Source organism: Nonomuraea sp. NPDC050022 (genome assembly GCF_044460705.1).
In the GTDB taxonomy this organism is placed as follows: Bacteria; Actinomycetota; Actinomycetes; order Streptosporangiales; family Streptosporangiaceae; genus Nonomuraea.
Map to the genome: position 1 here is coordinate 84,483 of NZ_JBITKE010000016.1, position 23,619 is coordinate 108,101.

Genomic DNA, 23,619 nt, shown 5'->3' on the forward strand with positions numbered 1-23,619 from the left:
TAATCCCCGAGGTGGTTATGCGCGGCCTGCTGGATCGAGCCCTGATCGCACCGGCTGTCGCGATATTGGGGATTTGTTGTGCAATATCGGGATGCGGCGGTGGGGCTGGTGAACCTTGGCCGAGCCCGGCGCAGCTTCATTCTGAGTCGCCTCTGCCGCGGAGCGGGCCGGCCGCACCCGTCGTGATGTTCGTCGGCGACAGCTTCACGGTCGGTTCCGGCCCGGTGCCGCTCTGGCGGACCTACGCCACCGAGTCGGCCCGCCTGCTCGGCTGGCAGCCGGTCATCGCGGGCGCGGGCGGCACCGGCTATCTCAACCAGGGCCGCGTCGGGCGTACGTTCCAGGAGTCGTTCGAGGCCGAGCTGGCCTGGCGCCCCGCGCCCGACATGCTGATCATCTCAGGCGGCCACAACGACAGCCCTTGGTCGCCGACGAACGTACGGCGAGCGGCGGCCAGCCTCATCTCGGAGGCGCGGACCCACTGGCCGAGAACCCGGATCCTCATGATCGGCCCCATCTGGCTGCACGACACCCCACGCAAGGCATATCGGCTGCGTGACGCGCTGTCGGGCCTGGCCCAGCAGGAGGCTGTCCCCTTCCTGGACCCGCTCGCCGAGCAGCGGATCACCGGCACCCCGCCCGGCCAGCTGCTCCCCGACGGCATCCATCCGACCGCCGAGGGCCACCTCCACCTGGCCCAATGGCTGGTCGACGCCATCGGCCGCCTACCCGGGAAGGATCACCAAGGTCCGTAGGGGCCGTTGTTGCCACCGCGCCCGCCCATGCCCTTGACGGCGGGCTTGACGTCGACGACGTAGATCGTCGCCGCGATGACGGCGATGATCGAGAAGAACCCCAGCCCGATCCCGAGGAACTCGCTGCCCCCAAGGAACATGAAGGCCTGGAAGTAGGACCACGCGCCCGCGGCGGAGAACAGCGTGGCCAGGATCAGGATGATCAGCCAGAGGTTTTTCTGCAGCTTGCCGGCCGACACGAACGCGTTGGCCGGCACCCGCGCCGCGTGCACCAGCGCATAGATCGACATGCCGAAGATGCCGACCGCGAGCAGCAGGAAGAGAAGATTCAAGCCGCCGTTGACAATTTCCATGTGTGTCCCGCCCAACGCTCGCGATGAAACGGCCCCAGCCTAGTAGGCGCTCCCGACAAACGGGCACCCCCGAAGCGGAAAGCCCACCTCCGTGCGGAGGCGGGCTTTCGGCGTGGTGTCAGGCCTTGGGCGTGCTGGCCTTGGTGGTGCGGGGCTTCTTGACGGGAGTGGCGACGGCGGGCTCGGCGGCCTCCGACACCTCCTCCAGCTCCAGCGCGGCCTCGCCGGTCGTCTTGCTGACGACCTTGCGCCCGCGGGTGGCGAAGTCCTCGTAGACCTCGGTGGCCAGCACGGTCAGCTGGTCGGCGTAGGTGCGCGCCTTCTCGGGGAACTCCCTGGCGAAGCCCTCGGCCTTGTCGGCGTAGGTGCGGGCCTTCACGGGCAGGTCCTTGGCGAGCTCGGCGCGCCGGGACTGCAGCTTCAGCAGCTGCTCGGGCAGCTCCCGCAGCTTCTCCACGGCATAGTCGCCCGCACCCGCCACGGCGTAGAAAGGCTTGGAGTCGGTGAGCTTCTTGACCTCAGTGGCCAGCGTCATGGGTTAACCTTCCTTGGTTTCCTGGTTGGCGGTGCCATTGCCGGTGGACGCCGCGAAAGGCTCAAGCGCGGCGAGATATTCCTCAGGCAGCGGCTCGTCGTCCGATTCGGAGTCGTGCCGGAGATGAGCGTTCTGGGAGGTCTGCTCGTCTTCGGCGCGCTTCTCCTTGCGAAACGACTCGTAGATATCGATGAGCACCTGGCGTTGCCGCCCGCTCAGGTTCGCGTCGGCGCGAATCGCGGTGATGACATCACTCGGCGGCTCGCGATCCTCGATCAGGCCCGCCTGCACATAGAGCGCTTGCGATGAAATGTGCAGACCCTTGGCGATCTGGTTGAGAATCTCCGCGCTCGGCTTACGCAGACCGCGCTCGATCTGGCTGAGGTAGGGGTTGGACACCCCTGCTGCCGCCGCGAGCTGGCGCAGCGAGATCTTCGCCTGCTGCCGCTGCTCGCGGATGTATTCGCCGATCGAGCCGACCTTCGGTAGTGCCATGCCTCTAGTGTGCCCCAGAGTGCTTGCAATTGCAAACGCAAAGCTAGCGCCAGCAAGCGTTAAAACTGGATGGTCCAGAGGAAGGGGGTGGCGGTGACCAACGTGACGGACAGGGCGAGGATGCTGAAGCGCATCGTGGTGGGCAGCGCGGGACCCGGCTTGATCAGGCGATCCACCCGGGCCATGACGTTCTGGGCGCGTACGCCGAGCATCCCCTGCGGGGTCGGCATGGCGCCGGCCGTACCGAACCTGAGCAGGGCGGTGGCCAGCCTGCGCGGCGAGCAGTAGCGGCGCGCGCGGTCGTCGGCGGCCATCTCGATGAGCAGCTCGACCTGCGCCTGCGCCTCGCAGACCACCTTGGACCAGGGCAGGGCCCGGCGCAGGGCGGCGAACGGCAGCAGCACCAGGTCGTGCCGCTCCCGTACGTGCGCGGCCTCGTGCGCGAGCACGGCCGTGAGCTCGTCGTGCGACAGCAGCTTGAGCGCCCCCTCGCTGACCACCACCTGCGAGCGCAGCCCCGGCACGCAGTAGGCCGCCGCGCTCGGATGGTCGAGCACCCGCACGCCGGGCACGCCCGGGTCGTCGCGAGCGATCAGGGCGAGCAGCACGCGGTGCCGCCTGCGCGCCTGCAGCGCCTGCACGCCGGCGGTGATCAGCACCACGATGAGAACGGTCAGTGAGGTCAGCCCGGCGATCATCGCCGTCATGTGCAGCGGATCCCAGGTCCCGCGCGGGCGCTCGCCGCTCAGGAAGGCCGCCATGCCCGGCAGGATGCCCAGCCCCGAGGGCTGCACGGCGTACGCCAGCATGGCGCCGGTCGTGGCCAGGCCCCAGGCCACGCCCAGGGACTGCCAGAGGATGATGGCGATCCGAGGGGCACGAGACGTCCAGCGGGCAGTCGTGAGACGCCAGGAGCCGAGCCCGCACGCGAGGGCGAGCGCTGCCAGCGTCGCTGCCGTGGTCACTCTTCCTCCAGCTCCAGCTCCGTGAGAGCCCTGCGCAGGATCTCCGCCTCCGAGCCGGACACGGCCTGGGCGAAGCGGGTGAGGGCGGCCGAGCGGTCGCCCGTCAGGTCCAGAGCTTCCAGCATAAGCTCAGCGATGTACGCGTCGCGGCTCGCCGCCTGCTCGTAGCGCCAGGCGCGGCCGTCGCGGGTCCGCTGGAGGAACCCCTTGCGGGTCAGACGGTCGAGGACGGTCATGACGGTGGTCGGGGCCAGATCGCGGTCGGCTATGAGCCTGCCGACCTCACGGGCCGTCAGCGGACTGCTTCCCGCCCAGATGATGTCCATGATGCTGCGTTCGAGCTCGCCAAGACCCTTCACACTCTTCAGCGTAGTACTACAAAGCGTCGAGCAGATATCCGGGATGCTGGTGAGATGGACGTCACGCTCGTACAGGGGGACATCACCGCACAGATGGTTGACGCGATCGTCAACGCCGCCAACTCGTCGCTGATGGGCGGGGGCGGGGTCGACGGCGCGATCCACCGGCGGGGTGGGCCGGAGATTCTCGCCGAATGCCGGGCGCTGCGGGCGTCCCACTACGGCAGGGGACTGTCGGCGGGGCAGGCCGTGGCCACGACCGCCGGGCGGCTCGACGCCCGCTGGGTGATCCACACCGTCGGGCCGGTCTATTCGCGGAGCGATGACCGTTCCAAAGTCCTGGCCTCGTGTTATCGCGAGTCGCTCCGGGTGGCCGACTCGCTGGGGGCCCGGTCGGTGGCCTTTCCCGCGATCTCGACCGGCATCTATGGGTGGCCGCTGGACGACGGCGCCAGCATCGCGCTGCGCACTGTGCGGGAGGTTTCCACAGCTGTGGACGAAGTGCGGTTCGTCCTGTTCGACGCGGTCGCTTACGCGGTGTTCTCCGCGGCTCTTTAGAGCGCGCGCCTCTTTGGGAGGGCTTTTCAGAGCGGGGGGAGCTTTCAGAGCGGGGGGCTTTCAGGGCGGGAGGGCTTTCAGAGCGGCGCCACGGAGTCCCAGGGGAGGGTCAGTTCGCCGAGGCGCCATCTGGCCGTGCCGCCGAGCGGCGGATGCCGGTGGATGGGCCAGGAGTTCGCCAGCAGGTCCACGGCGGCCAGCCAGCGTTGTCGGCGGCCATGGGCGCCGTACGGGGCGGTTCTCGCCCAGGCACGGTCGAAGTCGCTCAGGAACGCATGGATGCGCTCACCGGGGACGTTGCGGTGGATGAGGGTCTTGGGCAGACGGTCGGCCAGGTCCGAAGGGCGGTCGAAGGCGTCGAACCTGGCCGAGAGGGTGAGCGTGCGCGGGCCGTCCCGATCCAGACCGGCCCAGATCGCCCGATGGCCGCTCTCCGAGCAGGTGCCCTCCACCAGGACGCCGCCGGGGGCCAACCGGCCGCGCAGCGCCTCCCAGTAGCGCCAGGCGTCCGCCTCGCCGTACTGCCTGAGGACGTTGAAGGCCCGGATCAGCAGCGGGGGACGCGAGACCGGCAGCTCGAAGCCGCCCAGGGCGAAGCTCAGCCCGGCGCGCTCGTACGGCTTGGCCAGGGCGACCCGCGCGGGGTCGATCTCGATGCCCACCACCTCGATGTCCGGGCTGATCCGCCGCAGGCGGGTGAACAGCTCCAGCGTGGTGGTGTGGGAGGCGCCGTAACCGAGGTCCACGGCCAGCGGCCGGACGGCGCCGCGCAGCAGACGGCCGTGCGCGGCGGCGATCCACCGGTCGGCGCGCCGCAGCCGGTTGTGCCCGGTCGTGCCCCGGGTGATCGAACCGACCGGCCTAGCCACCGACGCGGTGCACCCGGTGCTGGGCGGCCTGGGCGCGCGGGCGCATGACCAGGCGGTCGATGTTGACGTGCGCGGGCCTGGTGACGCACCACACGATCGCGTCGGCCACGTCGTCGGAGCTCAGCGGATCCGGCACGCCCTGGTAGACGCGGGCGGCCGCCGCCTCGTCGCCGCGGAAGCGGGTCACCGCGAAGCCCTCGCTCTGGACCATGCCCGGCGCGATCTCCACGACGCGTACGGGCTGCCCGACCAGCTCCAGTCTGAGTGTCTCGGCCATCGACCGCTGGGCCTGCTTGGCGGCCACGTAGCCGCCCCCGCCCTCGTACGCCACCAGCGCCGCGGTCGAGGTGAGCATCACCAGCACCCCGTCGCCCGACTCGACGAGCATGGGCATCAGGGCCTGCGTCATCCGCAGTGACCCGAGGACGTTGGTGTCGTACATCCGCTGCCAGTCGTCGAGCCGCCCCTCGGCCACCGGCTCCATGCCGAGCGCGCCACCGGCGTTGTTGACCAGCACGTCGCACCGGTCGAGCGAGGCCGCCAGCGCGTCCACCGACTCCTGAGAGGTCACGTCCAGGGACACGGGGCGGATCCCGGGCACCTCGGCGGCCAACTTGTCCAGCCGGTCCTGACGTCGCGCGCCCGCCACCACGTCGTAGCCCTCGGCGGCCAGCCGCCGCGCCGTCGCCTCACCGATCCCGCTGCTCGCGCCCGTCACCACAGCCGTCTTCTTCATGCCACACATCTTGCCAGCACTGCCCATGACACCCCGCTTGTCGGGAATGTCGGGATGTTCTGCATAGTTGTACTGCGTTTGGAGGTGGTGTCGGGTGAGGCGACGACGGGTCAACCGGGTCGCGACCATCAGCATGCACACGTCTCCCCTGGAACAGCCCGGCACGGGCGACGCCGGTGGGATGAACGTGTACATCGTCGAATCGGCGAAGCGACTGGCCGAGTCCGGCGTCGAGGTGGAGATCTTCACCCGGGCCACTGGACGTGACCTGCCACCGGTAGCCGACCTCGCCCCCGGTGTCATGGTCCGCCACCTGACCGCCGGACCGTACGAGGAGCTGACCAGGGCCGACCTGCCCGGCCAGCTCTGCGCGTTCCTGTCCGGCGTGCTGCGGACCGAGGCGATGTACGACCCCGGCCGCTATGACGTCATCCACTCGCACTACTGGCTGTCCGGCCAGGTCGGTTGGCTGGCCAAGGAGCGCTGGGGCGTGCCCCTGGTGCACACCATGCACACCATGGCCAAAGTGAAGAACCTGCTGCTGGCCCAGAACGACCAGCCCGAGCCGCAGGCCCGGGTGGTGGGCGAACAGCAGGTCGTGGAGATCGCCGACCGGCTGGTGGCCAACACCGCCGACGAGGCCGGCGAGCTCATGGAGCTGTACGGGGCGCAGGAGGAACGCGTCGCGGTCGTGAACCCGGGTGTCAACCTCACGGTCTTCCAGCCAGCTTCACAAGGAGCCTCCCGGCGCCGCCTCGGCCTGCCGCAGAACGCGCACGTCCTGCTCTTCGTGGGCCGGATCCAGCCGCTGAAGGCGCCCGACGTGCTGCTGCGCGCCGCCTCGCGGATGCTCATCGACGACCCCTCGCTGCGCGAGCGCCTGGTCGTCGCGTGCGTAGGCGGACCGTCGGGCAACGGCCTGGCCAGGCCGTCCCTCCTCGCCGAGCTCGCCGCCGAGCTGGGCATCTCCGACGTCGTCCGGCTCGTGCCGCCCGCGCCGCAGCACGAGCTGGCCGACTGGTACCGCGCGGCCGACGTGACCGTCGTGCCGTCCTACAGCGAGTCGTTCGGCCTGGTCGCCCTGGAGTCACAGGCATGCGGAACCCCCGTCGCCGCGGCCGCCGTGGGCGGGCTGCGCACGGCCGTACAGGATGGCGTGTCGGGCGTGCTCGTGGACGGCCACGACTCGCACGAGTGGGCACGCGCGCTACGCCGCTTCGTCACCGCGCCGGCCTGGCGTGACGGCCTGTCGATCGGCGCCCGTGAGCACGCGGCGGCGTTCGGCTGGCAGGCCACGTCGTCGCGGCTGATGGAGGTCTACGCGGACGCTGTCGCCGACCTGCACCGGCTGCCGGTCGCCGTCATCTCATAGGCCGCCTGTTCCGTAGGCTGTACGACATGCGCGAAGTCGTAGAAACCGCGCTCAAGGCCGCGGACGTCTCCTTTGACGAGCCGCGGCCGGGGGCGTTCCTGGTGAAGCTGCCCGGGCAGCACAAACTCGCCACGATGACGTGGTTGATCATCGGCGATCAGGCGCTGCACGTCGAGGCGTTCTTCTGCCGCCAGCCCGACGAGAACCACACCGAGTTCTACAAATGGCTGCTCGCCAAGAACGGCGGCATGTATGGGGTCCACTTCTCCGTCGACAGCGTCGGCGACGTCTACCTCGTCGGCCGGGTGCCGCTCACGGCGATCACGGAAGAGGAGATCGACCGGTTGCTCGGCTGCGTGCTGACCTATTCCGACGACTGGTTCGACCGAGCCCTGGAGCTCGGCTTCGCCTCGTCGATCAGGCGCGAGTGGGCATGGCGCGCCAAACGCGGTGAGTCGCTGGCCAACCTCCAGGCGTTCGCCCGCTTCGCGGATCCGGCGCGGACCGGCGACTGACGCTCGCCATAGGATTGCCCGCATGGCGACTTTGGTGCTGCTACGGCACGGCGAGAGTGACTGGAACGCGAAAGGCCTGTTCACCGGGTGGGTGGACGTGAGCCTCTCGGCCAAGGGCGAGGACGAGGCCCGCCGGGGCGGCAAGCTCCTGGTGGAGGCCGGGGTCCGGCCCGATGTGGTGCACACCAGCCTGATGACCAGGGCCATCCAGACGGCTCAGCTCGCCCTCGGCGAGGCCGACCTGCTCTGGCTGCCCGTCAAGCGCTCGTGGCGGCTCAACGAGCGCCACTACGGCGCCCTCCAGGGCAAGAACAAGGCGCAGACCCGCGAGGAGTTCGGCGACGAGCAGTTCATGCTCTGGCGGCGCTCCTTCGACGTCCCGCCGCCCCCGATCGCCGACGGCGACGAATACTCCCAGGCGGGCGACCCGCGCTACGCCCTGCTGCCGCCCGAGCTCATGCCGCGCACCGAGTGCCTCAAGGACGTCGTCGACCGCATGCTGCCCTACTGGTACGACGAGATCGTCCCGGATCTCGCGGCCGGGCGCACCGTGCTGGTGGCGGCGCACGGCAACTCGCTGCGGGCGCTGGTCAAGCACCTCGACGGCATCCCCGACGAGGAGATCGCCGGGCTCAACATCCCCACGGGCATCCCGCTGCGCTACGAGCTGGACGCCGAGTTCAAGCCGCTCCAGCGCGGCGGCGAATACCTCGACCCGGAGGCCGCCAAGGCGGCGATCGAGGCGGTCGCCAACCAGGGCCGCTGAACACCGACGGCGGGGCGCATCGCGCGCCCCGCCGCCATCGGCTCATCAGCTCGGGTCAGGTGGCCGTCGGGCGGGAGCCCGTCACCAGGTAGACGACGTCACCGGCCACATTGACCGCGTGGTCGGCGTAACGCTCGTAGTAACGGCCGATCAGCGTGATGTCGATCGCCGGCTCCACACCGTGGGGCCAGTCCTTGGCCAGGATGTTCCTGAACAGCCGCCGGTGCAGCTTGTCCATGGCGTCGTCGTCGGCCTCCAGCTCCAGCGCCGACTCCACGTCGTGCGAGGCGATGCAGCCGCCGGCCTTCGTGACCAGGGTCTCGGCGATCTGACCCATCTGCACGATCGTGGGCCGTACCTCCGCCGGGATGGCCGTCTCGGGGTGGCGCAGCCGCGCGATCTTGGCCACGTGCACCGCCAGGTCGCCCATGCGCTCCAGGTCCGTGCCCATCCGCAGGGCCGTGATGACCATCCGCAGGTCCACGGCCACCGGCTGCTGCCTGGCCATCAGCTCGAAGATGGACGCCTCGAGCTGCTCGAACGTCGCGTTCACCTCCGCGTCTCTGGAGATCACGCTCTCCGCGAGCTGGAGGTCGGAGTCGAGCAGGGCCGTGGTGGCTCTGGAAATGGCCGAGCGGACCAGTCTGGTCATCTCGACCAGCTTGTCGGTCAGGGAATCGAGTTCTTCATGGTACGCGTCGCGCATGTCGTCACCGTACGTCGCTCTTGATGAACGAACTCCTACCGCGAGATGAACTTTCCTGGAAAGAGCCGTTCATCCGCAGGTGGAAGGGCTGTCGCTTGAAGAAGGCCACCTACCATCGAAAGCATGAGTGAGATGGCCATGAGCTTGACGGCCCTGGCGGGGTTCGTCGTGGGAGCGCTGGCGGTCCTGTTCTACCGCAACCAGATCGAGTCCTCGAACAGGGCCGCGACGGCCGGCGACCAGGAGGCCGGCGCCTTGCCGCAGGGTGTCGCCTCGGTGCTCGCCGTGCTGCCCTCGTCCGCCGTCGTGCTCGACGCGCACGATCGCGTGCTGCGGGCCAGCTCGGCCGCCCGCGCGTTCGGGCTGGTCAAGGGCGACCGGCTGATGGCCGCCGAGCTTCTCGCCCTGGCCAGGCAGGTACGCCGGGACGGCGAGATCCGCGAGAGCGAGATCGACGTCGCCGGGCACAAGTTCGGCCAGGAGATCACGAACTTCGCGGTCCGGGTGGCCCCGCTCGGCTCGCACGGCCAGGTGCTGGTGCTCGCCGAGGACCAGACCGAGCGGCGCAGGGTCGAGGCCGTCCGCCGCGACTTCGTGGCGAACGTCAGCCACGAGCTCAAGACCCCCGTCGGCGCGCTGAGCCTGCTCGCCGAGACCATCCAGGACGCCGCGGACGATCCCGAGGCCGTCACCAGGTTCGCCGGGCGCATGCAGCACGAGGCCGCCCGGCTCAACTATCTCGTGCAGGACCTGATCACGTTGAGCCGGATCCAGGGCGCCGAGCCCATCCCCACCCCCGGCCAGGTCTCGATCGACGAATCCGTCCACGACGCCATAGACCACTGCAACACCAGAGCCATCGCCAAGGACATCACGCTCGTCACCGGCGGCACGGAGGGTCTGCGCATCTGGGGAGACGACGAACTGCTCGTCACCGCCCTGCGCAACCTCATCGACAACGCCGTCGCCTACAGCCCCGAACACACCCGGGTCGTCGTCAGCGTCAGACCGGCCGGCGACTCCGTCGAGATCAGCGTCAGCGACCAGGGCATCGGCATTCCGGAAGAGTCGCTGGAGCGCATCTTCGAACGCTTCTTCCGCGTCGACGCGGCCAGGTCCCGGGCGACCGGCGGCACCGGCCTCGGCCTCGCGATCGTCAAGCACGTCGCCGCGGCGCACGCCGGCGAGGTCTCCGTCTGGAGCAAGGAAGGCTCCGGCTCCACATTCACGCTGCGGCTGCCCGCATTCGGCGGCACCGCGGTGGTCGTACCACCCCCGAACACCCTGGAGGCCGCAAAATGACCCGAGTTCTCGTGGTCGAGGACGAAGAGTCGTTCTCCGATGCCTTGTCGTACATGCTCCGCAAAGAAGGCTTCGAGGTCTCCGTCGCGGCGACCGGGCCGGAGGCGCTCGACACGTTCGACCGGAGCGGCGCCGACCTGGTGCTGCTCGACCTGATGCTGCCCGGACTGCCGGGCACCGAGGTATGCCGCTCGCTGCGGCAGCGCTCCAAGGTGCCGGTCATCATGCTGACCGCCAAGGACAGCGAGATCGACAAGGTCGTGGGCCTGGAGCTGGGCGCCGACGACTACGTCACCAAGCCGTTCTCCTCGCGCGAGCTCGTCGCCCGCATCCGCGCCGTACTGCGCCGCCAGGGCGACGCGGTGGAGGAGCTGGAGTCCGCGGTGCTGGCGGTGGGTCCCGTGCGCATGGACGTCGACAGGCATGTGGTGGCCGTACGCGGTGACCAGGTGCAGCTGCCGCTGAAGGAGTTCGAGCTCCTGGAGGTGCTGCTGCGCAACGCCGGGCGGGTGCTCACCCGGGGGCAGCTCATCGACCGGGTGTGGGGCGCCGACTATGTGGGAGACACCAAGACGCTCGACGTTCACGTCAAGCGGCTGCGCGCCAAGATCGAATCAGACCCGTCCAACCCGCGCTGCATTCTGACCGTGCGCGGGCTGGGCTACAAGTTCGACGCGCTGGAGAGCTGACTTCGACGCGCTGGAGAGCTGACAGAGTCAAGCCCCGGTTCGGCACGTATCTCTCGTGCCGGACCGGGGCTTTCTCATGGGGTCAGTGCTCCCCCTCGGCCGCGGCGGTGGCCGAGGGCGTAGGCGTCGGCGCGGCGGTCGCGTTGGGCGCCGGCGGGTAGTCCTTGAACTCGCGGCTGCGCGTGACCACGGGGACGTTCATGGACACGACCCCGGCGTTGGCGAACTGGAGGTCCAGGCGGATGCTCTCGCCACCCCTGAGGCCCTTGGAGATGCCCTCCAGCATGATCTGCGGGCTCGGCTTGCCGGTGTTGACGAGCTGGTTGCTCGGCAGCTGGATCGGCGTGGTCACCTTCGCGGTGGCCATGGTGCCGGCGTTGACCGCCGTGAGCGTGTCAGGGGCGCCGTTGGTGTTGAGGATGTTCAGGTAGACCGGGGCGGAGCCGCCGTAGACGAGCTGTGCGCCGGAGTCGGGGCCGAGGATGAACGCCTGGGGGATCTGGATGCCATGCGTGCCGTAGTTCTTGGCCTGATCGAAGAGGACTCCGGCCTCATTGGGGGCGTACGGCTTGTTGGTGTCTGCGTCGAATCCAGCTGAACAGCCGGCGAGCACGGGGGCGGCCAGGAACGCGGCAGCGGCGACAATCCAGCGACGGCGGGTCACGAGCGGGTTCTCCTAGGGTCTTGCACATGCATGTTGGGCAGCGCCCACCATATCCACCCGAATCCATGGTCATATCCGCACCCCTGCAGGTCATTAGCTATGCGCGCATATGCGATTCATAGACTTGACGCCTTGTCAACCCCCAATATGCCGCTTTGACCTGCAGTTATGATGATTTCACTGTTCCGGGAGCCTGTGGATGCGTGGTACTCTGGAGTACAGCGGAAGGGGTACTTGTCACATGACTTTCCAGGTCGGCGACACTGTCGTCTACCCCCACCATGGGGCTGCTCGGATCGAAGCAATCACGAAGCGATCCATCAAGGGTGAGGAAAAGACCTACCTGGTGCTCAAGGTCGACAAGGGCGACCTTACCGTCCAGGTGCCAGCAGAAAACGCAGAACTCGTCGGCGTGCGCGATGTTGTCGGCCAGGAAGGCCTAGAGCGGGTTTTCGATGTTCTTCGGATGCCGCACACCGAGGAACCGACCAACTGGTCCCGGCGCTATAAGGCCAATCTGGAGAAGCTCGCGTCCGGCGATGTCAACAAGGTCGCCGAGGTGGTCCGGGACCTGTGGCGGAGGGACCGCGAGCGCGGCCTGTCCGCCGGTGAGAAGCGTATGCTCGCCAAGGCCCGTCAGATCTTGGTGAGTGAGCTGGCCCTCGCCGAGAAGACCAATGAGGACAAGGCGGAGGCCTTGCTCGACGAGGTTCTCAACTCCTGAACACGAAGCTTCCACGGGTGGGCGTCGGAGTCGACGTCCACCCGTTCGTTTCAGGGCGAGACCTGCATCTCGCCGGCCTGCACTGGCCGGGCGAGATCGGGCTCGCGGGCCACTCCGACGGCGACGCCGCCGCGCACGCGGCCTGCGACGCGCTGCTGTCCGCCGCCGGGCTCGGCGATCTCGGTGGCCTGTTCGGCACCGCCGACCCGCGCTGGGCGGGCGCCTCGGGTGTCACGCTGCTGGAGGAGACCGCGCGCCAGGTACGTTCTGCGGGCTTCGAGATCGGTAATGTCGCGGTCCAGATCATCGGTAACCGGCCCAAGCTCGCGCCTCGGCGTACAGAGGCCGAGAAGGCGCTCAGCGCCGCTCTGGGGGCGCCTGTGAGCCTCAGCGCGACCACTACGGACGGGCTGGGGCTGACCGGGCGGGGCGAAGGGGTCGCGGCCATCGCGACGGCGCTCGTTGTCGCTTAGTTCTGGTCGCTTTAGCTCTGGTCGCTTTAGCTCTGGTCGTCGTCTAAGGCGGTTCGTCAACCTTTACCGGCACTGCGGCGTCTTCTTACGGGATCCGTTGAGGGTATCCCGGCGGGCGCTGCCTCCGGCCCGCCGAGCGAACGGGGGCGGCGGTCCGTTACTGGCGCGGTACGGATCGCCGCCTTCCCGAGGGTACTTTCCCGATATGTCGGGTAAGTCCTTCTGAAGACATGTGGAACGTCTTCGGGGGGAGCTACACATGATCGGCGCGATTGTTTCCGCAGTCGTCATCGGCGCCATTGTCGGAGCACTGGCCCGGTTGATAGTGCCCGGTAAGCAGAACATGTCCATCGGTCTGACGTTGATCGTCGGCATCGTGGCGGCTCTGCTCGGCACGCTCATCGCTCAGGCGTTCGGCTGGGCCGACACCCGGGGCATCGACTGGCTGGAGCACATCATCCAGCTCGCTCTGGCCGTCATCGGGGTCCTCATCGTCGCCAGGGTGAGCGCCGGAAAAACCGGTCGTACCGGAGGAACGCCGATCTGACCTGGCGTTTCCCAGCACCTACGCATATTCGCGCGTGGCCGGGTACTGATCTCCCTCGAGAGTGAACGGCTCACTCTCACTGGGAGGTTTGGTCATGACAATCCAGTCCATCCTTGGCGCCATCGTGATCGGCGCCGTGATCGGCGCCCTCGGTCGTCTGCTGCTTCCCGGCAGGCAGGCCATCGGGTGGATCCTCACCATCGTCGTCGGTATCGTCGCCGCCCTTGTGGGCACGCTCATCGCGCAGGTGCTCGGCGTCGCCACCACCAATGGCATCGACTGGATCGAACTCGTCATGCAGGTCGTTCTGGCCATTGTGGGTGTCGGGCTCGTGGCAGGGCTGCGGCGGGGCAGTGGCAAGAGCGTCTAGACGATGGCTTAGGCAGTTCCGCGACTGTGCCGAACCCCCTTCGGCGCGGAACGGTACGCGAAGACCCGCCCGGTACTTACACCGGGCGGGTCTTTTGCTGCGCTTCTGCCGCGCTGGGCAGGTCTTCTGGTGGGTCTGCTCAGTCCTCGGGCGGAAGGGGGGTGCTGCGGAGCCGGCCCGAGGGGGCGTCGTCTTCTACGACCGGGTGAGGGGCGGTGTCCTCAAGGGCGCGGTCCTGCAGTGTGCGGGTACGGGCGGTGGCGGACTCGGCGGGGTCGGCGACTTCCGGGCCGTGGTCGGGGTCGGGGTTGTGCCCCGCTTCGGCCTGTTCGGCGACTCCGGCTCTGGCCTCGGTCTGTTCGGCGACATCGGCGACATCGGCGGGGTCGGCGACATCGGCGGCTTTGGCAGCTCTGGCGCGGGGCGGTGCGGCTGGGATGTCGCTGAAGACTCGGACCGGTTGGGTGTCGGTGTCCCGGTCGGTGACAGTGGGGGTGCGGGGGTGGACGAGGACGTCGGTCGGCTTGACCCGATCACCCCAACGCACCGGACGCTTCTGCTCGTTGCTCGCCTCCGGGGCCGGCTGTGGCTCGGCGCTCGACTCAGAGGCTGGCTCGGGCTCGGAGGTCGGCACGGGCTCGGAGGTCGGCACGGGCTTCGGAGCCGGGGTTGGCTCAGGCGGTGAGGTTGGCTCGGGCTCTGGGGACGGCTCGGGTGCCAGGACAGGCGGGGCCGGTGCCGTGTTTTGGGGCCCTTCGTCGGGCTCAGTGTGGAAGCCCGGCTCAGCGCGTACATCTAGCTCGGTGCGTCCGCCGGGCTCATCGCGTACATCTAGCTCGGCGTGTCCGCCTGGTTCACCACGTCCGTCTGGCTCCGTCCGTCCGTCCGAGTGGATGCGGCGGCCCGCCTCCGACTCTGACTCCGGGGCGCGCTCTGACCGGTGGGCCCACTCGAGTCTGGGGGCCGGCTCTTGAGCCCTCTCCGGCTGGCGGGGCCACTCGGTGGTCGGTTCCGGGCTGCGTAGCGGCAGATCTGTCGGTCCGGCGTCCGGAGCCTGTGCGGGGGCGGTGGGCCAGTGGGTCACGCGGGCGGAGATGGGCGGGGTTTCCGGGGCGGGCGTGGGACCGATGACCGGGGTGGTCTCCAGCACGGGGTGGTGCAGCGGCTTGGTCAGCGGCGGTGGGTCCTCGGCGGTGCGGTTCCGGTGGAAGGGCACGATGTCCTGCTCCGCCGTAGCGTCGTCATCGTCGTCTGTGGACGTCCTGCGGGCCTGGACGTGCTTGATGAGCAGCAACCACAGCCAGAGGGCGATCGCCAGCATGATCCATGGGGCGACCGCCACCCCCACCGCGAGAGGCCGTACGTCGAGCTGGACCTGGAGCGCCGTCGTGGCGTTCGACGCGGCGGCGGCCACGATGAGCAGGACCAGCACGAGCGCCGCCTGGGCGCGTACCAGCAGGCGGGCCGAGCGCAGCAGGAGGACGCCGATCAGCGCGACGACCAGAAGCGCGTCGAAGCCGGCCGGATAGAGGAAGGCGAGGTCGGGTCGGGATTCGCCGCGGATGGCCAGCGCCCGCAGGTCGTCGAAGGAGAGCACGCAGGCGACTGCCGTCAGGCCGGCCACCGCGAGACCGGCGAGGGCGATGCCCAGGCGTCGGAGCGTAGAAGGGGGAGTCACGTCCATGGCGGTTCGAGCCTACAGAAGAATGGGGGGCAGGACCGATCAAGGGAGATACATGACCGAGCTCTCAGGGGACGTGCGCGAGCTGTTCGACGGGCCCAATTACGCGACGGTGACCAGCATCAATCCCGACGGCGGACCTCAGTCGACGGTCGTGTGGGTGCGTACGGACGGCGACGACGTCCTCTTCTCCACCGCCAAGGGGCGGCGCAAGCCGCGCAACTTCGAGCGCGACCCCCGGGCCAGCCTGCTCGTCATCGACCCGGCGAACCCCTACCGCTACGCCGAGGTCCGTGGTCGCGTGAGCATGGAGGAGGACCCCGCGGGCGACCTCATCCAGGAGCTCTCGCTGAAGTACACCGGTAAGCCCTGGGAGGACAAGCCAGGAGTCGAGCGGCTAATTGTCCGCATAAGTCCAGAGAAGGTCATCATGCGTGCGTGATTAAAGGACCTGCGACGTTGGCTTAGGCGTTAGCCTTTCATTCGTGAGCCTGCACATCTACGACACCAGCGCACGTGCCATCCGCGAATTCGTTCCGGTCGAAGCCGGCCGGGCGTCGATCTACCTGTGTGGGGCGACCGTGCAGGCTCCCCCGCACGTCGGGCACATCCGCTCGGGCGTCAACTTCGACGTGCTGCGCCGCTGGCTCATGCGTTCCGGCTATGACGTGACGTTCTGCCGCAACGTCACGGACATCGACGACAAGATCATCCGGGTGGCCGCCGAAGAGAGCGTCCCCTGGTTCACGGTCGCCGAGCGCAACCAGCGCGCCTTCACTTGGGCGTACGACACTCTCGGCTGCCTGCCCCCGACCGTCGAGCCCCGCGCGACCGGTCACGTGCCCGAGATGATCGTCCTGATGCAGCGGCTCATCGACCGCGGCCACGCCTACGCGTCGGGCGGCGACGTCTACTTCGACGTCGTCTCCTACGAGGACCGCTACGGCAAGCTGTCCAACCAGAAGCTGGCCAACATGCGTGCGGCGGCCGACACCGACGACGAGTCGTGCAAGCGCGACCCGCGCGACTTCGCCCTCTGGAAGGGCGCCAAGCCCGGCGAGCCGACCTGGCCGACCCCCTGGGGCCTCGGCCGCCCCGGCTGGCACCTGGAGTGCTCGGCGATGGCGACCAAATATCTCGGGCCGGCGTTCGACATCCACGGCGGCGGCCTCGACCTGATCTTCCCGCACCACGAAAACGAGCTCGCCCAGTCCCAGGCGGCCGGAGACGACTTCTCCCACTACTGGATGCACAACGGCCTGGTCAAGATCGGCGCCGAGAAGATGAGCAAGTCGCTCGGCAACTCGCTGCTGATCCCGGAGATGGTGCAGAAAGTACGCCCGGTGGAGCTGCGCTACTACCTCGCGGCACCGCACTACCGCTCGTCGATCGACTACTCGGAGGAGGCGCTGCGGGAGGCCGCGGCCGCCTACCAGCGCATCGAGGGCTTCGTGACCCGGGCCGCCGAAGTGATCCACGACGTCGACGCCGACGCTCCGCTGCCGCAGGCGTTCAGCGACGCGCTCGACGACGACCTGGGCACCCCACAGGCCCTCGCCGTCGTGCACGAGGTGGTCCGCGAGGGCAACGTGGCGCTGGCCAGGGGCGACAAGGAAGCGGTGGCACGCCTGCTGGCCGAGACCCAGAACATGCTCGACGTGCTGGGCCTCGATCCGCGCTCGGCGCAGTGGCGCTCGGCGAAGTCCGACCTCAAGCCGGTGGTCGACGCGCTGGTGGCCGTGGCGCTGGAGCAGCGTAAGGCTGCTCGGGCGCGCAGGGACTATGAGGCGGCTGACGCGATCAGGGACCAGTTGACGGCGGCGGGCATCACGGTGGAGGACACGCCGCACGGGGCTCGCTGGGAGCTGTCCCACTAGGCCCTGCCGCGCGAGCCGCTGTGGACGTCCCAGAACGCCGGGATACGTCCACACGATCACACGGCGTTCGGCGCGTCCGCTGTGCGGCCGACCCGCAGACGGTGGTGACCGGACGGCAGTGACTGCACGCTGGTCGCCCGCCGGCTGCGGTGACCGCCGCCTTTGGTGATCCGTGATCTTGTGCCATCGAAGGTTGAGCGGCTCAGGACCCACTCTGGGCGTGGGTCTCGCCCTGATCGGCGGCTGGCATCGTGATCTGCGTGCGCGCTTCCTCGACCTGGCGCATGATGCGTTCGGCGCCGCAGTCCGCCGCGGTGGCGTACGCCTCGTCCGCCAGCGCCAGCGCGTCGCTATTGCGGTTTTCCGCGGCAGCGATGTAGATCAGTCCGACCTGATTGGCCGCGACTCCAGCCAACAGCCCTATCTCACGGCGCAGCCGTATCGATTCCTCCAGCCGCTCCCGCGCGGCCTCCAACCGACCGGCAGAATGCTCCGCGATCCCAAGATGCCGAAGCACCTCGGACTGGGTGAACCGATCTCCGGCCTGCGTCGCCAATTCGTACGACTGCTCGAACAGCGGAATGGCCGTAGGGGTGTCACCCCGTACAACCTGGTGAAAACAGCCCACCCAGAACAGCGACTCGGCCAGGCCGGGAAGATCGCCGAGCATTCGATACAGCTGCGTCGCACGCTCGAACAAGGCCAACTCATGCGTGACCTCCTGCCGGTCTTCGAGAAACCGCGCGTGCAGGATCCGGCCCCGAGCCAAGGCAAGATCAGCCTCGACCTTGTCCAGCTCCCGCTCCGCTCCGGCCAGCCCAGCGGTCTCACCGGCGTAGACAGCGCGTTCGTATGACACCCTGGCCCGCTCGATACGTTCTTCCGCATGCATCCCGCTCACCCCGTCCCAGCGTCGACGACACGGTACATCGACAGCCGCCGAAAGATCGAGCCGTGCGTCAGGCGAGACCCTGTCAGGCCCGGGTGGTCCGAACCTCGCGGCGGATCGCGAGCACGCTGAGCCACGTGCGGTGGGTGGCGTTCTCGGCGTGCTCGCGTACCTCGAAGCCGATCTCGGCGAGGACCGCGAGCAGCGTTCGCGGCTTGCGGTGTACGAACCAGCGCTGGAGCCCTTTGTCGTGCGGGACCGGCTCCCAGACCTCGCCGTCGCCGGTCGAGGTGCTCAGCCCGAGCACGCCCCCGGGGCGCAGGGCCGCATGCCAGGCGCGCAGCGTGGAGACGGTCTCGGCGGCCGGTACGTGCAGGAGAGCCGCGACCGACCACAATCCGGCCAGCGAGCCGGGAGTCAGCGGTGGGTGGCGCAGGTCGCCCAGAGCCACGGGAACGCCGCGGTCGGCGGCCAGTGCGGCCATGGCGGCCGAGCGGTCCACTCCTACCGGGGAGAGCCCCTGCTCTCGGAACCAGGCCGCGTCCCTTCCCGGGCCGCATCCCAGGTCGGCGACGCGTCCTCCGGCGGGCAGCGCGGCGGCGAAGCGCGCTCGAAAGGCGCGGAACGCGGCGTCGGGGTTCTCGGAGCGGGATGCGAAGACGGAGGCGATGCGGTCGTACGTGGCGGTGGTCCGAGCGATGGGATCTTCCATCCTGCGGATATTGCCAGGTTCTGGACGTGCGAGGTGGGGTGTGCGGCCCGGTCGGCTGTCTGTGCTCGACCCTGTCAGGTGCGCGTCACGTTCACCTGGCACGCGACCTGGCGTGGCTGGGAGGTGCGGGCGGTCACCTGGCGCCGCTGTTCACGCCTGCTCTCGATCACTCGGAGTTGCATTGCGTCTGGTCGCATTGATCCGGAGCGACGGGGCCAGGACGGGGCGGGCGTCCAGAAGCCCACGCTCCCCGTGGTGCTGCTATTTCGCACCGACATCCCGGCCCCGTCCAGCCCGCAAACCTGTCCGAAACTGCCAGCAAACGCTGCTGCTACTCGCCGGCAAAATCACCAGAGCCTACAACCAACCCAGGGCAGCCCAGAGTTCGTTGCTCGGCGACCCTGGCGTTGAGCTGGCACGTTGGACTCGTGGCGGGTGTTCACTTCACAGTGTGGAGCCGTTCACTGACAGCGCGACGTCGATGTTGCCGCGTGTGGCGTTGGAGTACGGGCACACCTGGTGTGCGGTGCGCACCAGATCGGCGGCCTGCGCCGGGTCCTCGATCGAGGGCAGCGTCACGTCCAACTCGACCCCGAGCTTGAACGTGCCGTTGGCGTTCGGGATCAGCATGACCTTGGAGTCCACCGCCGCGTCTCCAGCCTCCAATCCCTGCCGTTGCCCGAGCATCGTCAGGACGGCGGAGAAGCAGGCGGCATAGCCGACCGCGAACAGCTGCTCCGGGTTTGTCCCATCACCATCGCCACCCAGTTCTTTCGGCTGGCGCAGGTTCACATCCAGCATCCCGTCGCTGGAACGCCCGTGCCCGTGTGCCCGGCCACCGGTCACCTGTGCCTGCGCGGTATAGAGCGGTTTCGTCATGTCGGAGTCCTTATCATCGTCTTCTCGAAAGTGAATCTTAGACTTCAAAAACAGGAAGTCAATGCTTTAAGATCCCACCGTGATCACTTCGCTGGAGGAACTATGACGAGGCCTCAGGTCGGCTATCTGCTGCCGACACGTGACTGGGTCGTGCTGGGGGATCGGGAGCCGTCCGCGCTGGTCGAGCAGGCGCGACTGGCCGAGGAACTAGGCTTCGACTCCGTCTGGGCGGGCGACAGTCCGGTGACCCGTCACCGCGCGGATCCGCTGATGCTCCTGTCCGCGGTGGCCGCTATGACGGAACGGGTGACGCTCGGCACGGCCGTGCTCCTGCCCGCCTTGCGTCATCCGATCCTGCTGGCTCACCAACTCGCCACGCTGGACCGGATCGCCGACGGGCGCCTCATTGCCGGGATGGGCGCCGGATTCCCGCATCCGAACACCGAGGCACAGTTCGACGCGCTCGGTATCGCGTTCAAGCGCCGGGTCAGCCGTACCGAAGAGTCGATCGACGTGATGCGGCGACTGTGGGCCGGCGGCGGGGCGGTGTCGTACCAGGGCGCGCATTTCGACTTCCAAGATGTGGTGCTGGAACCCAAGCCCGCGCAGGTCGGGGGGCCGCCGATCTGGCTGGCGGGCAGTGGCGCGTCAGGGCTGCGACGCGTGGGGCGACTGGCCGATGGGTGGTTGCCGTATCCGCCGACAAGTGAGACGTACGCCCATGAATGGGGCGTGGTCCAGGAGGTGGCTCGTCTGGGCGGTCGTGGGTCTGGTGAGGTGGCACATCTGGGCGGTCATGGGGTCGGGGAGGCGGCACATCTGCCCGGTCCTGCGTCCGGCGAGGCTGCACGGTTGCGCGGTTCTGCGCGTATGCATGGCGATGCGGCAACTCTCGGTGCTCGCGTGGCGGGGGACGCGTCGCTCCTGGGTGGCTCTGTGCCGGGTGAGGGAGCGCGCGTGATTACGCCTGCGTTGTACGCGACGGTCTGTCTCGATGATGACCCTGAGCGGGCGCGAGGCCGTCTGCGGACCAGCATTGAGCGCTACTACAACGCGCCGCTCGAGTTCATCGAGTCCATTCAGGCGACGTTCGCCGGATCTGCGGCCGATGCGGTCGATTGGCTGAACGCGTACACCTCAGCTGGGGTGCGGCACGTGGTGATCCGGTTCGCCGTTGATGACCATCGCGCGGCGTTGGAGGAGTTCGCCGGCCGGGTGTTGCAGCGGCTTCGCGTGGAGATCCGTCCATGACCACCTTTGTTCTGGTTTCCGGTGCTTGGCATGGTCCCTGGGCGTGGGATCGCGTCGCTCCCTTGCTCGAACGCGTAGGAGCGCGCACTGTCGTTCCTGACCTCGTGTATGGCCGTGACGTGGGTCTTCATGATCATGTGGCACAGGTTGTCGCCGCGATCGACGGTCTCGAAGCCGAGACCGGCGTCGAGACCAAGGGTGTCGAGACCAAGGGGGCCGGAGCCAGGGCAGAGACGGAGGCCGGGGCTGAGGGCGGTGCTGGGGCCGGGGCCGAGGGCCGTCACGTGGTCGATGTCTGCTCTGGCGGCGGTGTTGTGCTGGTCGGGCACAGTTACGGGGGCTTGGTGGTACGGCAGGCAGCCGACCTCCGTCCCGAACGCGTTGACCATGTGATCATGGTGGAGGGCTGGGCCGGGACGGACGGGGACAGCCTGCTCAGCCTTGCTCCCGAAGGGTTCGTGAAGTTCGTTCAGGCTTCGGCCGATGGCTGGCAGGTGCCCGCTCCCGCGCCGACGCTCTTCGGCGTCACCGATCCGGCTGACGCCGCGTGGCTTCAGGAGCGGTTGCGTCCGCAGCCGCTGCGTACCTTCACCGAAGGCACTCGCCTGACCGGGGCCGTCGAGCGGATCCCTGGGACAGGGGTCTACTGCCGGCCGCAGACCTTCGCCTTCGACAGGTTCGCCGAGGCGGTCGGCTATCGAACCGTCGCGCTGGACGGGCCACATGATGTGCTGCTCACCGATCCGGGTGCTGTCACTGCCGTACTTCTGAGGGCTCGTGCCGGTGTGAGCGTCGCCCTGACCCACGACGTACTCGACCACGCCGCCCGCCCTTGAGCACCCTCATCACCCGGAGGGGCAAAGCCGCGGGGCATTTGAGCCACCCCACCCGCACGGTGGCGTGCGGCCGAGGCCATGACAGGGGGCCTTCGACCCGGCCAAGACGTGCTTCGAGAGCTGATCAGCCGACGACCACGTCCAGGAAGATCGGCTTCTTGGCGGACAGCAGCTGAGTCCCGGTCTCGTCGGTCATCTTCCAGTAGATCTTGCATCTGCCGGGGGAGTCCGATGCGCGGACGCGTACCGCGATGTCGACGGGCTCGCCCGGCTGGACCACGCGGATCTCGACCCGTTTGGGGGCGCGGCAGGGGGTGTCGTTCAGCCGGGTGAGATAGCGTCCCCGCCACGGGATGGTGCCGGTGTTCCTGATTCGCCAGATCTTCGTGAACTCCGCCCTCGTCTTCACCACCGTGCCATCCGGATGGGTGACGTCCTGCTCGAAGGCGGAATCGTCGTAGGAGGAGGCAGCTTGAGCCGGGGTGGCCGACGTGGTGGGCTTGTTCTTTCCGGAGAATGGGGCGAGCCAGGTGAAGAGGGCGGCACCGGCGGTCGCGACCGCTGCGATCATGGCCAGCCTTCTGGCAAGGAGAGGCCAGGCTCGGCGTTCGAGGTGCTCCGCCTGCCCAGCGTAGGTCTGGTCGTGACCCGTACGGTCCTCGGTGATCTCGCTGAGTGCGGCGCTCGCGGCCCGCTCCCAGTGAGCTCGCCACTCGCGCCTGGCCTCCGCGGCGTCCTGCTTCAGCCGGTCGACCGCGAGGACCCGGACGAACTCCCACGTCGTCTCCCAGGTCGGGAGCACCTGCCCCCGGGCGGCGGCCGCCAGCGAGGACTTCGAGGCCGCCGCGCCCATGCGGGTCGACATCTCCGCGTAGGACGGGTCCCCCGCCTCCGCCTTGAGCTCCCACAGCCGATACGCGAGAGCCGCCACCGGGCCCGCGGCCGGGTCCAGCCGGACCGGCTTTCGCCCAGGTCGCGATCCCATGCCTGTCCGCAGCGGGCCAGGCTCGTCCCCCTGCGAGCCTGATGTCCCTGGTAATTCCGGCATCTTCACCTGCCCTGTCCGGCGCCGTCATCCGGCCGTGCCGACGACTCTGGCATGGCCTGTGACACCTGAGAGCAAATGAGATTACCTGAATTGTCCGAATAAGTCCGGAATTCTGCGGTCTACTCGGGGGCGCCGCGGTCATTCACCCGCGCATGCCCGGAAGCCGTACTCCGCCGCGAAGGATCGCAGCGCCTTCTCGTTCTCGTCCGGTTCCAGGGACTGTTCCACCGCCTTCTTCGCCTCGCCCTTCCTGCCCGCGCGCATCGCCGTCTGCGCGCTTCCGCTGAGTTCGCGCAGGCTCGCGGCCAGCGCCCTGGCGGGCACGAAGAACCTCGCCCGCACCCGCGGGACGTCACCGCCGGGCGGCGTGATCGCTTCTATCGCGGCGATGGTGCTGGTCATCGACTCCGAAGCGCGGCGCAGTTCGTCCACCTCCTCGCGCAGGTTCGCAGGTGGCTCCTCGCGGAGATCCGACTGTCGGGACGCTTCCTCACACACCGCGTCTACGGCGGCGATGTACTGCCTTTTGACGTCCTCGTACGGTTTCTCCTCCGCCACCGAGACCGTCGCCCACAGCACGAATGCCAGGACGGCCGGCACGACCCCGCCGACGATCACGCGCCACGCCGGGACATGCCGTCTCTCACGCGATCCCATCCGCTGCTCACTCCTTCGGAAGAAGACGCCCTTGGC

Annotated in this window: 30 protein-coding genes; 15 read left to right on the plus strand and 15 right to left on the minus strand. The window is 68.6% G+C overall.

What is annotated here, in order from left to right; all coding sequences use genetic code 11:
* The first annotated feature begins 185 nt into the window (after positions 1–185).
* Positions 186–755 (plus strand): SGNH/GDSL hydrolase family protein, encoded by a 570-nt coding sequence (locus tag ACIBO2_RS49240; RefSeq protein WP_397304558.1) that lies wholly within the window; start codon positions 186–188, stop codon positions 753–755.
* Here the strand turns inward: ACIBO2_RS49240 and ACIBO2_RS49245 are convergent.
* From ACIBO2_RS49245 to ACIBO2_RS49265, 5 genes are all read right to left on the minus strand, one after another.
* Complete coding sequence (locus ACIBO2_RS49245) at positions 740–1,108, minus strand: DUF2516 family protein (RefSeq protein ID WP_358552021.1); 369 nt, start codon at positions 1,106–1,108, stop codon at positions 740–742. The two genes, ACIBO2_RS49240 and ACIBO2_RS49245, sit on opposite strands and share 16 nt — an antisense overlap.
* A gap of 118 nt (positions 1,109–1,226) precedes the next feature.
* Positions 1,227–1,643, minus strand: coding sequence for a hypothetical protein (locus ACIBO2_RS49250; RefSeq protein WP_358552019.1), 417 nt, complete (start codon positions 1,641–1,643; stop codon positions 1,227–1,229).
* Positions 1,644–1,646: 3 nt separating this feature from the next.
* Entirely contained in the window at positions 1,647–2,138 is a 492-nt protein-coding gene (locus ACIBO2_RS49255) for a helix-turn-helix domain-containing protein (RefSeq protein ID WP_358205386.1), read from the minus strand.
* Between the two features lie 59 nt (positions 2,139–2,197).
* Positions 2,198–3,103, minus strand: a complete 906-nt coding sequence (locus tag ACIBO2_RS49260) for a M56 family metallopeptidase (RefSeq protein WP_357958074.1) — start codon at positions 3,101–3,103, stop codon at positions 2,198–2,200.
* A complete protein-coding gene (locus ACIBO2_RS49265; protein WP_225294249.1) occupies positions 3,100–3,462 on the minus strand; it encodes a BlaI/MecI/CopY family transcriptional regulator in 363 nt (120 codons plus the stop codon). The genes ACIBO2_RS49260 and ACIBO2_RS49265 overlap by 4 nt, the downstream gene beginning before the upstream one ends.
* A 54-nt stretch (positions 3,463–3,516) precedes the next feature.
* Between ACIBO2_RS49265 and ACIBO2_RS49270 the strand changes: the two genes are divergently transcribed.
* On the plus strand, positions 3,517–4,020 hold the full coding sequence (locus ACIBO2_RS49270) for an O-acetyl-ADP-ribose deacetylase (protein ID WP_358552017.1): 504 nt from the start codon (positions 3,517–3,519) through the stop codon (positions 4,018–4,020).
* A 77-nt stretch (positions 4,021–4,097) separates the two neighbouring features.
* Here the strand turns inward: ACIBO2_RS49270 and ACIBO2_RS49275 are convergent, their stop codons facing one another.
* Together ACIBO2_RS49275 and ACIBO2_RS49280 are read right to left on the minus strand one after the other, a co-directional pair.
* Complete coding sequence (locus ACIBO2_RS49275) at positions 4,098–4,889, minus strand: class I SAM-dependent methyltransferase (RefSeq protein ID WP_358552016.1); 792 nt, start codon at positions 4,887–4,889, stop codon at positions 4,098–4,100.
* Entirely contained in the window at positions 4,882–5,625 is a 744-nt protein-coding gene (locus ACIBO2_RS49280) for an SDR family NAD(P)-dependent oxidoreductase (RefSeq protein WP_358552015.1), read from the minus strand. The genes ACIBO2_RS49275 and ACIBO2_RS49280 overlap by 8 nt, the downstream gene beginning before the upstream one ends.
* 133 nt (positions 5,626–5,758) lie before the next feature.
* On the opposite strand from ACIBO2_RS49280, the gene mshA reads away from it, so the two are divergent.
* The 3 genes from mshA to ACIBO2_RS49295 are packed head-to-tail and all read left to right on the plus strand — an operon-like array spanning position 5,759 to position 8,278.
* Positions 5,759–6,997: a D-inositol-3-phosphate glycosyltransferase gene (gene mshA, locus ACIBO2_RS49285; protein WP_358552228.1), complete on the plus strand. Its 1,239-nt coding sequence runs from the start codon at positions 5,759–5,761 to the stop codon at positions 6,995–6,997.
* A gap of 26 nt (positions 6,998–7,023) precedes the next feature.
* Complete coding sequence (locus ACIBO2_RS49290; RefSeq protein WP_397304561.1) at positions 7,024–7,512, plus strand: YbjN domain-containing protein; 489 nt, start codon at positions 7,024–7,026, stop codon at positions 7,510–7,512.
* A 22-nt stretch (positions 7,513–7,534) separates the two neighbouring features.
* Positions 7,535–8,278, plus strand: a complete 744-nt coding sequence (locus ACIBO2_RS49295) for a phosphoglyceromutase (RefSeq protein WP_358552013.1) — start codon at positions 7,535–7,537, stop codon at positions 8,276–8,278.
* Between the two features lie 55 nt (positions 8,279–8,333).
* On the opposite strand, the gene phoU is transcribed toward ACIBO2_RS49295, so the two are convergent.
* Entirely contained in the window at positions 8,334–8,984 is a 651-nt protein-coding gene (gene phoU / locus ACIBO2_RS49300; protein WP_358552011.1) for a phosphate signaling complex protein PhoU, read from the minus strand.
* A 132-nt stretch (positions 8,985–9,116) separates the two neighbouring features.
* Between phoU and ACIBO2_RS49305 the strand changes: the two genes are divergently transcribed.
* Together ACIBO2_RS49305 and ACIBO2_RS49310 are read left to right on the plus strand one after the other, a co-directional pair.
* Entirely contained in the window at positions 9,117–10,286 is a 1,170-nt protein-coding gene (locus ACIBO2_RS49305) for an ATP-binding protein (RefSeq protein ID WP_358552226.1), read from the plus strand.
* Positions 10,283–10,975 carry a response regulator transcription factor gene (locus ACIBO2_RS49310; protein ID WP_225294233.1) on the plus strand — a complete coding sequence of 231 codons (693 nt, stop codon included), beginning with the start codon at positions 10,283–10,285 and terminating at the stop codon, positions 10,973–10,975. The genes ACIBO2_RS49305 and ACIBO2_RS49310 overlap by 4 nt, the downstream gene beginning before the upstream one ends.
* 82 nt (positions 10,976–11,057) lie before the next feature.
* Here the strand turns inward: ACIBO2_RS49310 and ACIBO2_RS49315 are convergent, their stop codons facing one another.
* Positions 11,058–11,639, minus strand: a complete 582-nt coding sequence (locus tag ACIBO2_RS49315; RefSeq protein WP_358432093.1) for a copper chaperone PCu(A)C — start codon at positions 11,637–11,639, stop codon at positions 11,058–11,060.
* A gap of 241 nt (positions 11,640–11,880) precedes the next feature.
* On the opposite strand from ACIBO2_RS49315, the gene ACIBO2_RS49320 reads away from it, so the two are divergent.
* The 4 genes from ACIBO2_RS49320 (at position 11,881) to ACIBO2_RS49335 (ending at position 13,753) form a co-directional block, all read left to right on the plus strand.
* Positions 11,881–12,363, plus strand: coding sequence for a CarD family transcriptional regulator (locus ACIBO2_RS49320; protein ID WP_043624891.1), 483 nt, complete (start codon positions 11,881–11,883; stop codon positions 12,361–12,363).
* A gap of 17 nt (positions 12,364–12,380) precedes the next feature.
* The gene (ispF, locus tag ACIBO2_RS49325) at positions 12,381–12,836 is read left to right on the plus strand and encodes a 2-C-methyl-D-erythritol 2,4-cyclodiphosphate synthase (RefSeq protein WP_358552009.1); all 456 of its coding nucleotides are present in this window, start codon (positions 12,381–12,383) and stop codon (positions 12,834–12,836) included.
* A gap of 259 nt (positions 12,837–13,095) precedes the next feature.
* Complete coding sequence (locus tag ACIBO2_RS49330) at positions 13,096–13,383, plus strand: GlsB/YeaQ/YmgE family stress response membrane protein (RefSeq protein ID WP_357958053.1); 288 nt, start codon at positions 13,096–13,098, stop codon at positions 13,381–13,383.
* Between the two features lie 94 nt (positions 13,384–13,477).
* A complete protein-coding gene (locus ACIBO2_RS49335; RefSeq protein WP_358552008.1) occupies positions 13,478–13,753 on the plus strand; it encodes a GlsB/YeaQ/YmgE family stress response membrane protein in 276 nt (91 codons plus the stop codon).
* Between the two features lie 139 nt (positions 13,754–13,892).
* On the opposite strand, the gene ACIBO2_RS49340 is transcribed toward ACIBO2_RS49335, so the two are convergent.
* Positions 13,893–15,437: a DUF2637 domain-containing protein gene (locus ACIBO2_RS49340; RefSeq protein WP_397304562.1), complete on the minus strand. Its 1,545-nt coding sequence runs from the start codon at positions 15,435–15,437 to the stop codon at positions 13,893–13,895.
* A gap of 52 nt (positions 15,438–15,489) precedes the next feature.
* Between ACIBO2_RS49340 and ACIBO2_RS49345 the strand changes: the two genes are divergently transcribed.
* On the plus strand, positions 15,490–15,876 hold the full coding sequence (locus ACIBO2_RS49345; RefSeq protein ID WP_358552005.1) for a PPOX class F420-dependent oxidoreductase: 387 nt from the start codon (positions 15,490–15,492) through the stop codon (positions 15,874–15,876).
* 43 nt (positions 15,877–15,919) lie between these two features.
* Positions 15,920–17,311 (plus strand): cysteine--tRNA ligase, encoded by a 1,392-nt coding sequence (gene cysS / locus ACIBO2_RS49350; protein WP_358552003.1) that lies wholly within the window; start codon positions 15,920–15,922, stop codon positions 17,309–17,311.
* Between the two features lie 202 nt (positions 17,312–17,513).
* On the opposite strand, the gene ACIBO2_RS49355 is transcribed toward cysS, so the two are convergent.
* From ACIBO2_RS49355 to ACIBO2_RS49365, 3 genes are all read right to left on the minus strand, one after another.
* Positions 17,514–18,203, minus strand: a complete 690-nt coding sequence (locus ACIBO2_RS49355) for a tetratricopeptide repeat protein (RefSeq protein ID WP_358552001.1) — start codon at positions 18,201–18,203, stop codon at positions 17,514–17,516.
* Between the two features lie 82 nt (positions 18,204–18,285).
* Positions 18,286–18,912 carry a class I SAM-dependent methyltransferase gene (locus ACIBO2_RS49360; protein ID WP_397304563.1) on the minus strand — a complete coding sequence of 209 codons (627 nt, stop codon included), beginning with the start codon at positions 18,910–18,912 and terminating at the stop codon, positions 18,286–18,288.
* A 444-nt stretch (positions 18,913–19,356) separates the two neighbouring features.
* A complete protein-coding gene (locus tag ACIBO2_RS49365) occupies positions 19,357–19,791 on the minus strand; it encodes an organic hydroperoxide resistance protein (protein WP_358551997.1) in 435 nt (144 codons plus the stop codon).
* Between the two features lie 102 nt (positions 19,792–19,893).
* On the opposite strand from ACIBO2_RS49365, the gene ACIBO2_RS49370 reads away from it, so the two are divergent.
* Entirely contained in the window at positions 19,894–21,042 is a 1,149-nt protein-coding gene (locus ACIBO2_RS49370; RefSeq protein WP_397304564.1) for an LLM class flavin-dependent oxidoreductase, read from the plus strand.
* Positions 21,039–21,878 carry an alpha/beta fold hydrolase gene (locus tag ACIBO2_RS49375; RefSeq protein ID WP_397304565.1) on the plus strand — a complete coding sequence of 280 codons (840 nt, stop codon included), beginning with the start codon at positions 21,039–21,041 and terminating at the stop codon, positions 21,876–21,878. The genes ACIBO2_RS49370 and ACIBO2_RS49375 overlap by 4 nt, the downstream gene beginning before the upstream one ends.
* 124 nt (positions 21,879–22,002) lie before the next feature.
* On the opposite strand, the gene ACIBO2_RS49380 is transcribed toward ACIBO2_RS49375, so the two are convergent.
* Both ACIBO2_RS49380 and ACIBO2_RS49385 read right to left on the minus strand, forming a co-directional pair.
* Positions 22,003–22,863, minus strand: a complete 861-nt coding sequence (locus ACIBO2_RS49380; protein WP_397304566.1) for an NBR1-Ig-like domain-containing protein — start codon at positions 22,861–22,863, stop codon at positions 22,003–22,005.
* Between the two features lie 201 nt (positions 22,864–23,064).
* A complete protein-coding gene (locus ACIBO2_RS49385; RefSeq protein ID WP_358551989.1) occupies positions 23,065–23,583 on the minus strand; it encodes a hypothetical protein in 519 nt (172 codons plus the stop codon).
* Positions 23,584–23,619: the final 36 nt, after the last annotated feature.

Excerpts from the sequence above, each read along its gene's own strand:
- ACIBO2_RS49240 (WP_397304558.1), top strand. The coding sequence starts at position 186 with ATGTTCGTCGGCGACAGCTTCACGGTCGGTTCCGGCCCGGTGCCGCTC.
- ACIBO2_RS49245 (WP_358552021.1), bottom strand. The coding sequence starts at position 1,108 with ATGGAAATTGTCAACGGCGGCTTGAATCTTCTCTTCCTGCTGCTCGCG.
- ACIBO2_RS49250 (WP_358552019.1), bottom strand. The coding sequence starts at position 1,643 with ATGACGCTGGCCACTGAGGTCAAGAAGCTCACCGACTCCAAGCCTTTC.
- ACIBO2_RS49255 (WP_358205386.1), bottom strand. The coding sequence starts at position 2,138 with ATGGCACTACCGAAGGTCGGCTCGATCGGCGAATACATCCGCGAGCAG.
- ACIBO2_RS49270 (WP_358552017.1), top strand. The coding sequence starts at position 3,517 with ATGGACGTCACGCTCGTACAGGGGGACATCACCGCACAGATGGTTGAC.
- ACIBO2_RS49280 (WP_358552015.1), bottom strand. The coding sequence starts at position 5,625 with ATGAAGAAGACGGCTGTGGTGACGGGCGCGAGCAGCGGGATCGGTGAG.
- mshA (WP_358552228.1), top strand. The coding sequence starts at position 5,759 with ATGCACACGTCTCCCCTGGAACAGCCCGGCACGGGCGACGCCGGTGGG.
- ACIBO2_RS49290 (WP_397304561.1), top strand. The coding sequence starts at position 7,024 with ATGCGCGAAGTCGTAGAAACCGCGCTCAAGGCCGCGGACGTCTCCTTT.
- ACIBO2_RS49295 (WP_358552013.1), top strand. The coding sequence starts at position 7,535 with ATGGCGACTTTGGTGCTGCTACGGCACGGCGAGAGTGACTGGAACGCG.
- phoU (WP_358552011.1), bottom strand. The coding sequence starts at position 8,984 with ATGCGCGACGCGTACCATGAAGAACTCGATTCCCTGACCGACAAGCTG.
- ACIBO2_RS49305 (WP_358552226.1), top strand. The coding sequence starts at position 9,117 with ATGGCCATGAGCTTGACGGCCCTGGCGGGGTTCGTCGTGGGAGCGCTG.
- ACIBO2_RS49310 (WP_225294233.1), top strand. The coding sequence starts at position 10,283 with ATGACCCGAGTTCTCGTGGTCGAGGACGAAGAGTCGTTCTCCGATGCC.
- ACIBO2_RS49320 (WP_043624891.1), top strand. The coding sequence starts at position 11,881 with ATGACTTTCCAGGTCGGCGACACTGTCGTCTACCCCCACCATGGGGCT.
- ACIBO2_RS49330 (WP_357958053.1), top strand. The coding sequence starts at position 13,096 with ATGATCGGCGCGATTGTTTCCGCAGTCGTCATCGGCGCCATTGTCGGA.
- ACIBO2_RS49335 (WP_358552008.1), top strand. The coding sequence starts at position 13,478 with ATGACAATCCAGTCCATCCTTGGCGCCATCGTGATCGGCGCCGTGATC.
- ACIBO2_RS49340 (WP_397304562.1), bottom strand. The coding sequence starts at position 15,437 with ATGGACGTGACTCCCCCTTCTACGCTCCGACGCCTGGGCATCGCCCTC.
- ACIBO2_RS49345 (WP_358552005.1), top strand. The coding sequence starts at position 15,490 with ATGACCGAGCTCTCAGGGGACGTGCGCGAGCTGTTCGACGGGCCCAAT.
- ACIBO2_RS49355 (WP_358552001.1), bottom strand. The coding sequence starts at position 18,203 with ATGCATGCGGAAGAACGTATCGAGCGGGCCAGGGTGTCATACGAACGC.
- ACIBO2_RS49360 (WP_397304563.1), bottom strand. The coding sequence starts at position 18,912 with ATGGAAGATCCCATCGCTCGGACCACCGCCACGTACGACCGCATCGCC.
- ACIBO2_RS49365 (WP_358551997.1), bottom strand. The coding sequence starts at position 19,791 with ATGACGAAACCGCTCTATACCGCGCAGGCACAGGTGACCGGTGGCCGG.
- ACIBO2_RS49370 (WP_397304564.1), top strand. The coding sequence starts at position 19,894 with ATGACGAGGCCTCAGGTCGGCTATCTGCTGCCGACACGTGACTGGGTC.
- ACIBO2_RS49375 (WP_397304565.1), top strand. The coding sequence starts at position 21,039 with ATGACCACCTTTGTTCTGGTTTCCGGTGCTTGGCATGGTCCCTGGGCG.
- ACIBO2_RS49380 (WP_397304566.1), bottom strand. The coding sequence starts at position 22,863 with ATGGGATCGCGACCTGGGCGAAAGCCGGTCCGGCTGGACCCGGCCGCG.
- ACIBO2_RS49385 (WP_358551989.1), bottom strand. The coding sequence starts at position 23,583 with ATGGGATCGCGTGAGAGACGGCATGTCCCGGCGTGGCGCGTGATCGTC.